Annotated in this window: 13 protein-coding genes; 9 read left to right on the top strand and 4 right to left on the bottom strand. The window is 44.8% G+C overall.

Going from position 1 to position 14,214, the window contains the following annotated elements:
• Both dnaK and dnaJ read left to right on the top strand, forming a co-directional pair.
• A partial coding sequence (gene dnaK, locus AWH66_RS10100) for a molecular chaperone DnaK (protein WP_071487848.1) occupies positions 1-1,499 on the top strand: 1,499 nt, incomplete at its 5' end.
• A 304-nt stretch (positions 1,500-1,803) separates the two neighbouring features.
• Positions 1,804-2,943 carry a molecular chaperone DnaJ gene (gene dnaJ, locus AWH66_RS10105; protein ID WP_038227929.1) on the top strand — a complete coding sequence of 380 codons (1,140 nt, stop codon included), beginning with the start codon at positions 1,804-1,806 and terminating at the stop codon, positions 2,941-2,943.
• A 46-nt stretch (positions 2,944-2,989) separates the two neighbouring features.
• Here dnaJ and AWH66_RS10110 read toward each other — a convergent pair whose 3' ends face one another.
• Positions 2,990-3,412, bottom strand: coding sequence for a type IV pilin protein (locus tag AWH66_RS10110; protein ID WP_063604023.1), 423 nt, complete (start codon positions 3,410-3,412; stop codon positions 2,990-2,992).
• Between the two features lie 99 nt (positions 3,413-3,511).
• Between AWH66_RS10110 and AWH66_RS10115 the strand changes: the two genes are divergently transcribed.
• From AWH66_RS10115 to AWH66_RS10135, 5 genes are all read left to right on the top strand, one after another.
• Positions 3,512-4,048 (top strand): GspH/FimT family pseudopilin, encoded by a 537-nt coding sequence (locus tag AWH66_RS10115; RefSeq protein ID WP_420882862.1) that lies wholly within the window; start codon positions 3,512-3,514, stop codon positions 4,046-4,048.
• Positions 4,045-4,674: a PilW family protein gene (locus AWH66_RS10120; RefSeq protein ID WP_063604025.1), complete on the top strand. Its 630-nt coding sequence runs from the start codon at positions 4,045-4,047 to the stop codon at positions 4,672-4,674. The genes AWH66_RS10115 and AWH66_RS10120 overlap by 4 nt, the downstream gene beginning before the upstream one ends.
• A gap of 32 nt (positions 4,675-4,706) precedes the next feature.
• Complete coding sequence (locus AWH66_RS10125; RefSeq protein ID WP_063604026.1) at positions 4,707-5,924, top strand: hypothetical protein; 1,218 nt, start codon at positions 4,707-4,709, stop codon at positions 5,922-5,924.
• Positions 5,914-6,327, top strand: a complete 414-nt coding sequence (locus tag AWH66_RS10130) for a type IV pilus modification PilV family protein (protein WP_063604027.1) — start codon at positions 5,914-5,916, stop codon at positions 6,325-6,327. Before AWH66_RS10125 ends, AWH66_RS10130 begins: the two co-directional genes overlap by 11 nt.
• A gap of 355 nt (positions 6,328-6,682) precedes the next feature.
• Positions 6,683-8,242 carry an AbgT family transporter gene (locus AWH66_RS10135; protein WP_006072502.1) on the top strand — a complete coding sequence of 520 codons (1,560 nt, stop codon included), beginning with the start codon at positions 6,683-6,685 and terminating at the stop codon, positions 8,240-8,242.
• Between the two features lie 74 nt (positions 8,243-8,316).
• Here AWH66_RS10135 and fghA read toward each other — a convergent pair whose 3' ends face one another.
• On the bottom strand, positions 8,317-9,162 hold the full coding sequence (gene fghA, locus AWH66_RS10140; protein WP_063604085.1) for an S-formylglutathione hydrolase: 846 nt from the start codon (positions 9,160-9,162) through the stop codon (positions 8,317-8,319).
• Between the two features lie 53 nt (positions 9,163-9,215).
• Positions 9,216-10,340: an S-(hydroxymethyl)glutathione dehydrogenase/class III alcohol dehydrogenase gene (locus AWH66_RS10145; protein ID WP_006072498.1), complete on the bottom strand. Its 1,125-nt coding sequence runs from the start codon at positions 10,338-10,340 to the stop codon at positions 9,216-9,218.
• A 172-nt stretch (positions 10,341-10,512) separates the two neighbouring features.
• On the opposite strand from AWH66_RS10145, the gene AWH66_RS10150 reads away from it, so the two are divergent.
• Together AWH66_RS10150 and tadA are read left to right on the top strand one after the other, a co-directional pair.
• A complete protein-coding gene (locus AWH66_RS10150; RefSeq protein WP_063604028.1) occupies positions 10,513-11,397 on the top strand; it encodes a LysR family transcriptional regulator in 885 nt (294 codons plus the stop codon).
• Positions 11,390-11,917: a tRNA adenosine(34) deaminase TadA gene (gene tadA / locus AWH66_RS10155; protein ID WP_063604029.1), complete on the top strand. Its 528-nt coding sequence runs from the start codon at positions 11,390-11,392 to the stop codon at positions 11,915-11,917. Before AWH66_RS10150 ends, tadA begins: the two co-directional genes overlap by 8 nt.
• A gap of 497 nt (positions 11,918-12,414) precedes the next feature.
• Here tadA and mltF read toward each other — a convergent pair whose 3' ends face one another.
• Entirely contained in the window at positions 12,415-13,989 is a 1,575-nt protein-coding gene (gene mltF / locus AWH66_RS10160) for a membrane-bound lytic murein transglycosylase MltF (RefSeq protein ID WP_083400002.1), read from the bottom strand.
• Between the last annotated feature and the right edge of the window lie 225 nt (positions 13,990-14,214).

The following is a 14,214-nucleotide window of genomic DNA, read 5'->3' on the forward strand; positions in this document are numbered from 1 at the left end:
TCACAGTTCCTGCTTACTTTAACGATGCACAGCGTCAAGCAACTAAAGATGCTGGTCGTATCGCAGGTCTAGAAGTTAAACGTATCATCAACGAACCAACAGCAGCAGCACTTGCTTACGGTCTAGACAAGAAAGGCGGCGACCGCACTATCGCAGTTTACGACCTTGGTGGTGGTACATTCGATATCTCTATCATCGAGATTGACGAAGTTGAAGGCGAAAAAACATTTGAAGTTCTAGCAACTAACGGTGATACACACCTTGGTGGTGAAGACTTCGATAACCGCATGATCAACTACCTAGTTGAAGAGTTCCAGAAAGAGCAAGGTATCAACCTTAAGAACGATCCACTAGCAATGCAGCGTGTTAAAGAAGCAGCAGAAAAAGCGAAAATCGAGCTTTCTTCTACTTCTCAAACTGACGTAAACCTACCTTACGTAACTGCAGATGCAACTGGTCCTAAGCACATGAACGTAAAAGTGACTCGTGCGAAACTAGAATCTCTAGTTGAAGACCTAGTACAACGTTCCCTTGAGCCACTAAAAGTTGCTCTAGCAGATGCTGACCTATCAGTTAGCGACATCAACGATGTAATCCTTGTTGGTGGTCAAACTCGTATGCCTATGGTTCAAGCGAAAGTGGCAGAGTTCTTCGGTAAAGAAGCTCGCCGTGACGTGAACCCAGACGAAGCAGTAGCAATGGGTGCTGCAGTTCAAGGTGGTGTACTAGCTGGTGATGTTAAAGACGTACTTCTACTAGACGTTACTCCTCTGTCTCTAGGTATTGAGACGATGGGCGGCGTAATGACTAAGCTAGTCGAGAAGAACACAACTATCCCAACGAAAGCGAACCAAGTTTTCTCTACAGCAGAAGACAACCAGAACGCGGTAACTATCCATGTTCTTCAAGGTGAGCGTAAGCAAGCGATGTACAACAAGTCCCTAGGTCAATTCAACCTAGAAGGCATTCAAGCTGCACCTCGTGGCATGCCTCAAATCGAAGTAACTTTCGACCTAGATGCGGACGGTATCCTACACGTATCTGCGAAAGATAAGTCGACTGGTAAAGAGCAGAAGATCACTATCCAAGCGTCTGGCGGCCTGAGCGATGAAGACATCGAGAAAATGGTACAAGAAGCAGAAGCTAACAAAGAAGCGGACAAGAAGTTCGAAGAGCTAGCTGCTGCACGTAACCAAGCAGACCAAATGATTCACGGTACTCGTAAGCAAGTAGAAGAAGCTGGTGAAGCGCTACCTGCAGAAGAGAAAGAGAAGATCGAAGCAGCAATCACTGAGCTAGAAGAAGCTCGTAAAGGTGAAGACAAAGAAGCGATTGACGCGAAAGTTCAAGCGCTAATGGCAGCCGCTCAGAAGCTAATGGAAATCGCACAGCAACAAGCTCAAGCACAAGGTGCTGGCGCTGAAGCTGGCGAACAGCCTAAGCAAGACGACGATGTTGTTGATGCTGAGTTCGAAGAAGTAAAAGACGAGAAAAAATAATTCTCGTCGCTAGAAGACCCAATCTCGGCGTCGATGATGCTCATTTACCCTTTCTCTATGAAGACAAGGTAAACTACGCGTCATCTCCTTGAGCTTGAGCCTTCTAGCTTAGAGAATCCTCTCTTCTGGGTTCTCGAAAAGTGATTTATGCGGGCGTTTGGGGTAACCTTTACGCCCGTAAGTTTGTAAACATCGAGTTTACGATGGTCATGTCGCTCTAGATAAGAACACCAATTTTTATCTAGAACGATACAATCCCCAAACAGCGTCGGGCTGTTTGTCGAAGTAATTGGTAACAAGCAATATGTCAAAACGTGATTTTTACGAAGTATTAGGCGTTGATCGTGACGCATCAGAGCGCGACATCAAGAAGGCGTACAAGCGTCTTGCGATGAAGTATCACCCAGATAGAAACCAGGGTGATGAAACCGCTGCTGAGAAATTTAAAGAAGTAAAAGAAGCGTACGAAATTCTTACCGAACCGCAAAAGAAAGCGGCTTACGATCAGTATGGTCATGCAGCCTTTGAACAGGGTGGTATGGGCGGTGGCGGCTTTGGTGGCGCCGGTGCTGATTTCGGTGATATCTTCGGTGATGTATTCGGTGATATCTTTGGCGGTGGTCGCCGTGGTGGTGGCAGTCGTGCACAACGTGGTGCTGATCTACGTTACAACATGGAGCTGTCACTGGAGGAAGCGGTTCGCGGTATCTCTAAAGAGATTGAAGTTCCAACACTCGTTGAGTGTGAGACTTGTGATGGTAGCGGCGCGAAGAAAGGCTCTTCGCCACAAACTTGTGGTACCTGTCATGGACACGGTCAAGTTCAAATGCGTCAAGGCTTCTTTGCGGTTCAGCAAACCTGTCCTACTTGTCATGGCCAAGGTAAGATCATCAAAGACCCTTGTAATAGCTGTCATGGCCAAGGTCGTATTCAGAAGACTAAGACACTTAATGTTAAGATCCCGGCTGGTGTGGATACCGGCGATCGCATTCGTTTATCTGGCGAAGGTGAAGCGGGAGAGCATGGCGCACCAGCAGGTGATTTGTACGTTCAAGTGCACGTGAAAGAGCATCACATCTTTGAACGTGAAGGCAACAACCTATACTGTGAAGTACCAGTGAGCTTTGCTCAAGCGGCATTAGGCGGCGAAGTAGAAGTTCCTACCCTTGATGGTCGTGTAAGCCTTAAAGTACCAGAAGAAACCCAAACAGGACGTATGTTCCGTATGCGCGGTAAAGGCGTGAAAGGCGTTCGTGGCGGCGGTGTAGGTGACCTTATCGTGAAGCTTGTAGTTGAAACACCAGTTAAGCTAAGTTCTCGTCAAAAAGAGCTACTACGTGAATTTGAAGAGTCATGCGGTGGTGATGCTGCTAACAAGCACAAGCCCAAATCAGAAGGCTTCTTCAACGGCGTTAAAAAGTTTTTTGATGATCTAACAAGTTAAGATTATTCAAACTATTACTAAAGCTCGCGACCAGTCGCGAGCTTTTTTATTGCCCCCAACACGCTACAGGAGTAGTCACACCTAAAGCGTTTAATGTCATCGACTTATCATCATCCAGACAACTATCTTTCGTTTGTTCATGTGATGATTGAGCCGTTGCCTTGATGATGTAGGCGGTGGTACTGCCCGCAGTTATTTCAAACCGATATCGCGTCGTTTGTGAGTCACAGATCGAACAAATGCCGGCAGAAACAATTTGATCGAAATGATAACCGTTGTCATAGCCTCGCTCTAGTTCGTGTTGAATAGCGAGCATATCGCTCAGCGCTACCATACGATGACTCTTCCTAACTTGTTGCAGGTAACTTGGGTAAGCAATACCCGTGATCACAGCAAGTATGGCTAAAGTAATAGCAACCTCGACCAAGGTTAAACCGCGTTGAAGCATGTTACTTTTATTGCATTTCATTTTTCTCCCTAGCCCTAAATAACTCATTTCATTTACTTTAATAGTTTTCGTGGCTGCTAAATTTAACGCAAGTCTTAGTCGTCATTTGTAGGTGGTTTCATTCTTTTTTGGGAAAGATCTCGCGGCTTCTCACTCCTTGAGCTGGTCATTGCGATAGCGGTTCTTGGCGCTCTGCTTTTTGCTGTAGCGCCTACCTTTCAAGACGCTTCTAAGAAACTCAAAGCAACGCGAGCCGCCAATGAGCTGTATGCTCTGTTAATCCAAACAAAGGCCGAGTCGATTACACAGAATACGCCGCTATGGGTTCATTTTTTGGGGCTCTCAGAGCATTCAGAAACTGATCACTGGAGTGTTGAAGTGACGAATCGCGTTGATATTAATGATCCCAATGCGAGATTGTTACGGCAAATAAAAGGTGAGGTGTTTAAAGGCATTGAGTTGTCACTCAATCATTCTAACCATCGGATTAAGTTTGATAATTTGACCGGAATGGCACTGTCTAATGGCACTATCAAATTACAGCCCCACAGTGATGAGGAATCTTATATCAATATTCGGACTCACAGTGTTTCTGGTCGAGTGATTGTATGTGATGTTGGCGAGATCCAGTTTGGCTTTGGAGCCTGTCCTAAATGAGAAGTGCTCTTAATCTCGTACGTGGAGTCATGTTGATAGAGCTTGTCATTGCTATGGCTCTGAGTACGTTAGTGCTATCGGCACTTGTTACCTTCTATATTTCTATCCAACGTCATGTTATCGAGCGCTCGCAGTTACTTATTCTTCAGCAAGCGCTGGCAACAACAGCACGGCGAATTCAAAATGACCTCATACGCTCTGGTGCAGATGGCTTTAATAATGCGACGTTGAATCCTCAAGGTTCAGCGCAGACAGTATACGTGTCCAACAATGGCATGTTGATTCAATATGCTTATTGGGACGACAGAGACCCTAGTGTGTCTAGGCCAATTGAAAATGTGGTTTGGCAATTTGATGCCGATAACCAAAAACTGAAGATTTGCCGTTCAGTTTCAAGTTTGGCGTCGGGAGCAAAAGACATTAGTTTTTCCGACGTCTCAGGATGTACGTCCGTATTCGAACCAAACTTGGTGGCGATTTCACGCTTTGAGCTGATAAGCGGTGAGGTGGGTTCTTCGAGTAGGAGCAATCAGTATCTTAAATTGGCGATGGAGGGACATTTAAGAGCAAAACCTTCTGTCACCGCGTCCATTTATCGAGACTTCATGGTGAGGAATGGTCAATGAGGGTCAGACATCAGTTAGGAGCAGTCACTTTAATGATAACTTCAATACTGTTGAGTTTGGCTTTGATGTTGTTTGTTGGTATGTATAAGACGACATTTTACGAGATCAAGCGCGCACAAAATGAAATCGAGTCTCGCAAGTCTTTCTGGCTCGCTGAAGGTGGTGTGGAATGTGCGATCGCTCAGTATTTTCCTTCGCAGAAACTCCCTGCAAGCATTCAGGTATGCGATGACACATTATCAGTGACAACCAAATTATGGTTAGACGGCACAAGCAACGATGTGATCGCTTCAGCAAAATCAGAAAACCAGTCAGTCAGTCGACGCTTTGCTTTAGCAACTTCCGAATTAAAGTCGGGGGCAATACAAACCTCTGCGAGTATAAAAATCAAATCATCCTTAGTGATCAATACACCAGATCCTGGTATTGAAGTCGACGAAGGCTGGGAATGTGCTGCATTTCGGTTCAAAGGTCACCTTTCAGTAAAAGGTTCACTGATTAATTACGGATTGAGTGATGGTCCTGCGCCTAATGAAGAGTTTATGAGTCATAAGAAGTGTTTGCAGGAGCACTTAACTACTGTCGCCGGTGATTGCAGCTCTTCCTCGGAACCCAAGTGTTTTGCTAACGATTTTGTTCAAGATGACCAGCTTAGCGTATTTGAAGACTTTTTTGGCGTTCCTCGTCATCAACATGATGTGGTGAGAGCCAACGGCATGTTTAGAGAGATAAACCTAGAAACTCAAACGGCAGAAGGCCTGTGGGAACGAAAAGACTGCGGGGAAGAGATACTCCAGCAGCTTCGACAGAATAATTTACATCTTTGGATAAATGGGTCATGTGTAATATCGGATGATTACTTAGCAGATATTAAAGCGCTATCGGAAGCGAGTGATGGGATTACGTTATTAGTTCATGAAGGTATATTTGCGATGCAAGGCGCAGCAAGCATTAAGGGCGTTTTGTTTCATTTCAATCAAGACTTTGAACCTTCAATAGAGCAATGGCAGCGGTTGGGAATGGGCGACAGTATTGCGGCACACTTTCCTGAAGATCAAGCAGTTGCGGCTTATTATCAAGACGGCAGTTTTATGATTACTGGAGGCGCATTTTTTGATTACTCCAATGCCGAGCATCTTGCATTGTTCCGAGATTCATTAAGCTTTCAATACAATCATGATGTCATCACTCATTCTAGTTCCTCAGCCTCCAGCTACCTATGGAAGAAGGGGGCGTGGCGTGATTTTTAAACAGAGTGGCATCAGTATCATTGAAGTGTTAGTTGCATTGTGTCTTTTTGGAATTAGTGCGTTAGGTCTGGCGAAAATGCAAGTCGACATGGAGCAGCGCTCTGATTTTGCTTATCAGAGTATTCAAGCGCTAGGATTAGCTGAATCGAAGCTAGAGTGGTTTCGAACTCGCGGGGCTGACCCCGCAGTTTCCGATCAGGCTGTGGCAGATTATACGACGGATATTGTTGACGGACAGGACCGCTCACATCCACTGTTTGATGTTAAGTGGACAGTCTCGAAAGTAGCTTTGAATGGAAGTATCAAGACGGTTAGGGTCGAAGTATTCTGGGCTGATCGATTGGGAGTGAAACGCAACATTGCTCTTGTCACTCAGATTTCTCGTTTTAGTGAGTTCGACTAATTCTTCTGCCTCTATCTTGCCATTCCCCCATCAAGTAAATGAATCACGACTCATAGTTAATGCTAGTGTCATTGTCGCAAGCATTTTGCGCTTAGATGGTGGTGAAAATATAGGCTATGTTTATATAATCGGGTGTTTTGCGTGCTAGTTAGATAATTGTTTTGCATTTGTGCGTTAACATGTTGGTTAAATGTTATGTTAATCGCTGTTTTTTGCAAAATAAGTCTACAAATATGGAAAAAGTTCCAAATTATCTACTCTTTTCGTCTTTTTTAAATAAAATGGTCACGCAAATATAATCTTCTCGCCTTGCGCGATGAGACCAACAAATAACAACATCACACACGGAGTTACCATGAGTAACCAATCGATTAATCAAGCGCCAGCTCCAAAGCCGAGTGGAATGGATCGCTTTTTAAACTTTATTGAGAAAGCAGGTAACAAGATCCCAGATCCTGCGATCCTTTTCTTCTGGGCACTGGTTATTGTTTGGGTTGCGTCAGCACTTTTATCTAACGTCAGTTTTGATCTGATTAACCCACGTACAGGTACCGCATTAGAAGTTAACAACCTACTTACTGGCGAAGCACTGGCTAGCTTTTTAGCGAATATGGTAACAACCTTCACGGGTTTTGCTCCGCTAGGTATCGTTCTTGTTGCGATGCTGGGTGTTGGTGTTGCTGACTCTTCAGGCTTTATCACTACGGGCCTTAAGAAGATGCTTAACTTCACACCAGCTAAGCTACTAACGCCAATGCTAATTCTTGTTGCGATTGTATCGCACACAGCAGCGGACGCAGGTTACGTACTGGTTATTCCTCTAGGTGGTATCATCTTCCACGCAGCAGGCCGTCACCCATTAGCGGGTATTGCAGCAGCATTTGCTGGTGTATCTGGTGGTTTCTCTGCGAACTTTATCCCTTCAGGTATCGACCCACTACTCGCTGGTTTCACGCAAACATCTGCTCAAGTTCTTGATCCTGAGTACATCGTTAACCCTCTAGCAAACATCTTCTTCACTGGTCTATCTTCAGTGATTATTGTTGCTATCGGTTGGTACGTTACAGAGAAAATCATTGAACCACGTCTTGCGAACACACCTGTAGATGAAGATGCAGAAGAAGCACCGGACCTAGGTACATTTACTGAGACTGAATCTAAAGCGTTCCGCGCTGCTGGTTGGTCAATGGTTGCTGGTATCGCGCTATTAATCGCAGCGATCATCCCTGAGACATCGGCATTGCGTTCACCTGAAGGTGAGATCACCGCGTTCTCTGCACCATTAATGAAGTCGATTGTTCCTCTAATCTTCATTCTATTTATCATTCCGGGCTACGTTTATGGCCGTGTTTCTGGCACATTCAAGAACAGTAATGACGTAATCAAAGCGATGTCTGACACAATGGCAACAATGGGCGCATACATTGTAATGTCATTCTTCTGTGCACAGTTCCTTGCTGCGTTTGGTCAATCAAACATTGGTACTATGCTAGCGCTTTACGGTGCAGAAGGTCTGAAAGCGATGAACCTTCCTGGTGAAGCGACGATTGTTGGTATGATTCTGCTAACAGCGTGTGTAAACCTTCTTGTTGGTTCTGCATCTGCGAAATGGGCACTGATTGGTCCTATCCTTGTTCCAATGCTAATGGCAGTAGGTATCTCTCCTGAGCTATCTCAAGCGGCATACCGTGTAGGTGATTCTGTTTCTAACATCATTTCACCACTAATGGTATTCTTCCCTCTAGTTGTGGTTTACTGCCAACGCTACGTTAAGTCGACAGGTATCGGTACACTTGCGTCACTAATGATGCCGTTCTCAATTGCAATGCTAATTGGTTGGACAATCTTCTTGCTAGCTTACTGGGCATTAGGTATCCCTCTAGGCATCCAAGCGCCATACACTTATACAATGTAAGTTGATAGACAGTTAGAACAAAGCCCGCCCTTTCTATAAAGGGCGGGCTTTTTAGTTTAAGTAATAGCTAGAACTTAGTCTTTCAAGAATCCAGCATGAAAGCGTAAGTGATCTTCAATAAAGCTCTGAATGAAGAAGTAGCTGTGGTCATAACCAGGCTGCATGCGAAGCTTTATATCACTGCCAGAAATTTCTGCCGCAGCTAATAACAGCTCTGGCTTTAACTGCTCTTGTAGGAATCCGTCGTCTTCCCCTTGGTCGACTAAAATTGGCAGTGTTGCCATCTTAGCTTTTAGCAGCTCAGCACTATCATACTGTTTCCAGTCATCCGTATTGTTACCAAGGTACTGACTCAGTGCTTTTTGGCCCCAAGGGCAGTTCATTGGATTACTGATTGGGCTAAATGCCGAAATAGAGCGATATCTATCACTGTTCTTTAATCCAATCGTCAGCGCACCATGTCCGCCCATGCTGTGTCCAGAAATGGATCTAACCTGTGTGACAGGGAAGTGCTGTTCGACAAGTGATGGCAACTCATCGACGACATAGTTGTACATTTGGTAGTGTTGATTCCAAGGTGCTTGTGTGGCATTTACATAGAAGCCAGCGCCTAAGCCGAAGTCGTATGCACCTTCGGCATCATCAGGTACATCTTCACCGCGAGGGCTAGTATCAGGTGCGACGATGGCAATACCGAGTTTTGCCGCCATGCGGAAAGCGCCTGCTTTTTGCATGAAGTTTTCGTCGGTGCAGGTTAAACCTGAAAGCCAGTAGAGGACGGGGACTGGATTATCAGCGCTCGCTTCTGGTGGTAAATAGATGGCAAATCTCATCTGGCAGCTTAATGCCGAAGATTGGTGATGATACTGTTTGTGCCACCCACCAAATACTTTGGCTTGGCTTACATTTTCTATGGTCATTCTATCAATCCAATTTAAAAGCAAGGGCTCTAGTACACTAGAGCCCTGAATCATTAATAGTGAATAACGGTACGAATACTTTCGCCTTTGTGCATTAGTTCGAATGCTTCGTTAATGTCTTCCAGTGGCATGGTATGAGTGATGAACTCTTGTAAGCCGAACTCACCTGCCATGTAACGGTTAACGATTTCTGGTAGTTCACTACGGCCTTTAACACCACCGAAAGCACTACCACGCCATACGCGACCAGTCACGAGTTGGAACGGACGAGTTGAGATCTCTTGACCTGCACCAGCTACGCCGATGATAACAGACTCACCCCAACCTTTGTGGCAGCACTCAAGTGCTTGACGCATCACGTTGACGTTACCGATACACTCGAAAGAGTAATCAACACCACCATCTGTCATCTCGATAATCACTTCTTGAATTGGCTTATCGAACTTTTGCGGGTTAATCACGTCAGTTGCGCCAAGTTGCTGAGCAAGCTCGAACTTGCTTTCATTGATGTCAACACCAATGATTTTGCTAGCGCCAGCCATACGAGCACCAATGATAGCTGATAGCCCGATGCCACCAAGACCGAAGATAGCAACAGTATCACCTTTCTCTACTTTTGCTGTGTTCAGTACCGCACCCATACCTGTCGTTACACCACAACCAAGTAAACATACTTCCTCTAGAGGTGCTTCTTTGTTTACTTTAGCCAGAGAAATTTCTGGTAGTACGGTGTATTCAGAGAAAGTTGAACAACCCATGTAGTGGTAAATTGGTTGACCGTCTTTGTAGAAACGAGTCGTACCGTCTGGCATCAGGCCTTTACCTTGAGTCTCACGAACTGCTTGGCAAAGGTTAGTTTTACCTGATTTACAGAACTTACATTCGCCACATTCTGCTGTGTAAAGTGGAATAACATGGTCGCCAACTTCGACACTTGTTACACCTTCACCAACCATTTCTACAATACCGCCACCTTCGTGGCCAAGAATGCTTGGGAAAATACCTTCTGGATCATCGCCAGATAGAGTGAATGCATCAGTGTGACATACGCCAGTAGCAACGATTTTTACGAGTACTTCACCAGCTTTTGGAAGCATAACATCCACTTCTTCCATTTTAAGTGGTTGGTTAGGGCCCCAAGCAACAGCAGCACGTGATTTAATAAATTGTTCAGTCATGGTTATTCCTTATTATTACAAGGTCACAAAATTAACTAACGGCTAACTTGAGTAAGACTAGTTCACTTCACGCCGTTTGCATCAGATGGGGCTAGTATATTTATTTCTTAAATAATGATAATTAGCATAAATTGAAATACACTATTACATGAGAGTAATAGTGAGGATTGAAATGGCAAATTGGGAAGGGATCAATGAGTTTGTTGCTGTGGTAGAAACGCAGAGTTTTACTGGCGCAGCAGACCGATTGGCAACATCAGTAGCCAATATTAGTCGCAGAGTGAATGCGTTGGAGGAAAAGCTCGGCGTAAAACTATTTGTTAGAACCACTCGTAAGGTCTCGGTAACGGAAGTTGGGGCGACTTACTATCAACATTGTAAACCTCTTGTTGATGGGTTAGCGTTGGCGGAGTTAGCGATTACTCAGCTTCAATCGACGCCTAAGGGTAAAATAAAGATGACGGCGCCAGTAACATTTGGTGAGCAAGTTCTTGCGCCGTTGATGCACGAGTTTCTGCTGATGCATCCACAAATTGAATTGGACTTGATTCTTTCTAACCAGAAAATGAATTTGGTGGAAGAAGGGTTTGACCTAGCCGTTCGTCTTGGTCGACTCGAAGACTCTTCTATGATGGCAAGAAAACTACTCGACCGTCATATGTTTGTGTGTGCAAGTCCAACCTACCTTGAGAATCATGGTGAGCCTCACACATTGTCGGAATTGAAGCGGCATAGCTGTTTGCGAGGTTCAACAAAGTACTGGCGTTTTGATGAAAAAGGGTCTGAGCGTCTTATTCACGTGGAAGGTCGAGTTCAATGCAACAGCGGTTATGCGCTCGTTGATGCGGCTTTAAAAGGATTAGGCATAGTACAACTTCCTGATTACTATGTGCAGCCATATTTGGAAGCAGGGGACCTAGTGGAAGTGCTGACTCCATATCGAGGTGATCGTGAGGGTATTTGGGCATTGTATCCGCAGAACCGAATGCTCACTTCGAAAGTTCGAACGCTAATTGATTACTTATCAGAAGCATTAAGCCGAGAAACACATGAATGATGAACAGATGACCTTTGAGTTTAATGATGAAGACCGCCGTTTTATGCAACGCGCGATGGAATTGGCGAATCATGCTGAATCTGAAGGTGAAGTGCCTGTTGGAGCGTTATTAGTCAAGGATGGGGAGATTATCGCTGAAGGGTGGAATCAGTCTATTGGTCATCACGACGCGACGGCGCATGCAGAGATGCAAGTGATTCGTAAAGCGGGACAGAACCTAGAAAACTATCGATTGCTGGATACGACATTGTATGTAACGCTAGAACCTTGTCCTATGTGTGCTGGAGCTCTGCTGCACAGTCGTGTAAAGCGGATTGTATTCGGTGCACCAGATTTAAAAGCTGGCGCAGCAGGGACCGTATTAAACTTGTTTGAAAGCCAAGCATCGTATCACTATGCCGATGTTGAATCTGGTTTACTAGAAGCAGAATGTCGTCATCAATTGCAGGCATTTTTTAAACGCAGACGTAAAGAGATAAAGCAGAAGAAGCGTGAAGAACAGATGAAGGGTGAAGAGTGATTTTTTTAGCAAACATCTGCTGGGCAGATGCTTGCTGTCTGTGTTTTATGGAGTGAGTAACTGCATAAAAGCTCGGTGACGCCAAATAACTTTCTTCTTATTATTGGCCATTTTTCTTTTGCGGCGGTTTGCTGCCACCGTCTTATTAAGGTGTTTAGATTGCATTCTTTTCCTTGCAAGCATAAAACTACCTCCTATCACGAAAGATAAACCTCTCCGATCTGTATCTAGACACAATCATTGCGTAATAGATTTCCTTATCAATGGATCTATGCCGGAGTACGAAACATAATCCACCGCCCAACTTTGTCGTAGAGTGGTTTCGATTATGCAGAGTGTTTGCAGAGGGCACGACAGTACCTTGCAATAGAAGAGATTATCTCGCTAACTGAAGCGTTGGCGAATGATCAATCTCAAAGTTTAATGTAAGGGCTTGAGAATGAGATTTCAAGTATGCGATGTACGATCACATTCGCATACTTGAAAATTCCTGATAGTTAACGTCCTGAGTGTCCAGTTTGTTGGGTTGACACTGCGTCTGAGGCTTGGTTTACGGCTTCTTCTTCTGACGCGACATCACTCGATTCTGGAGGCAGTGGAGGAATGACGGTTAAGTCTTCAGTACTGATCTCTTTTTCTGCCTCAACGGCAATTTGTTTGTCTATGTGGCCAATAATGCTTTGATAGTAGCGACGAATGTTCTCGACATAATTTCTTGCTTCATCGCCGCGAGCATAGCCATAACGTGTTTGGCTGTAATATTTCTTTTGACGTAATAACGGTAAGCGATCTTTCACGTCTGCCCAAGCATCAGGGTCACCTCCCTGTCGCTTTGTCAGGCGTCTTGCGTCCATCATATGACCGAAACCGACGTTATAAGAGGCGAGGGCAAACCAGATTTTCTCATGTTCCGCGATAGAATCTGGAACACGATCAACAATGCGTCTTAAGTATTCCACACCGCCACGAACAGACTGTTCTGGATCCAAGCGGTTGGTAACACCAACACTTTTCGCCGTTGGTAATGTAAGCATCATCATACCGCGAACACCTGTTGGCGATTTAGCCACAGGATTCCAGTGAGACTCTTGATAGGCAAGAGCCGCGATTAAGCGCCAATCAAATTCGTTCGAATATTTCTTAAAGAGAGGCGACCATTTAGGCAATTTGCCATCTAAAGCACGGATAAACGCGCGAGTATCAACGTAGTCGAAAACACCAATGTGTCCGATATACTTCTCTTCTAAATTCGCCAGTTCACCTGTCTGCTTCAAACGGCCAAAGAACTCGATCAATAACGCGTACAGGCTTTCATCTTCTGACTTTCGCATATACCAAGAGATCGGTTGATCTTCAGTCATTTCAAACGCCAATGCGAGATCAGGATAAATCCGTTGAGAAAGTGACAGTTCCACAGAGTCTGCCATGGTGAACTTAAGTTGGCCTTCAGAAACCTGCTTTAATAGGTCATTAACGTCAGCATTTGCATCAATGTAGTAGCGGAAGTCTGGGTTTTGGTTAGCGACATTCGCCAGCGTTTGCTCAAAGTGTGAGTCTTTAACTATCGCAAAGACCTCTTCACCATCGGCTTTATCGATTAACTCTTGCTGGTTGTTTAATAATTGCTCTAAGTTTCTTGGTCGCCATTGACCCTTCTTATAGACCACCTGTTGGCTTACGTAGTAGTAGGCAGGGCCTGCACGAAAGCGCTTGATACGCTCTGGAGATTGGCTTAGTCCGGCGGCGATAATATCGATTTCACCTTTTTGCAAAGCTGGAAACAGACTTGCTTGGCGGTAAGCGGGCTTCATTTCCAACCGCACACCCAGTTCATCGGCAAACTGTCTTGCAAGCTCGTAGTCCAAGCCAGTTGGACCATCAGGACCAATGTAATAAGAGAGTTGATTATTGAGTGTACCGACGCGAAGGACTCCGCGCTCTTTAATGTTCTCTAGTTCACTTTTGGGATCAGAGTCGATTTGGCAGCCTGCCATTCCAAGCGTTAACAGACAAACGGATAGTAATTTGAGCCAGCGTAAATTTAACCAATAAACAGCAGATGGATTTTGCATTAATTCATTTATCTCACAACGATAGTGCTGTCTTTATACCAAAGCTGACGAGCTTGGCAAAGCAAGAAGGCATAAACACCCGAGAGTGGTCACTTTATCACTATGAAGATATCGTTTGCTGCAATTCGAAAAAAAATGACGAAAACGTTTGCGTTAGCGGTTACGTCACAAAAAAAAATCCTCTATAATAGCGCCGCATTAGAGCAGGATAAATTGTTATAAGTT

Source organism: Vibrio barjaei, assembly GCF_001639065.2.
Lineage (GTDB): Bacteria > Pseudomonadota > Gammaproteobacteria > Enterobacterales > Vibrionaceae > Vibrio > Vibrio barjaei.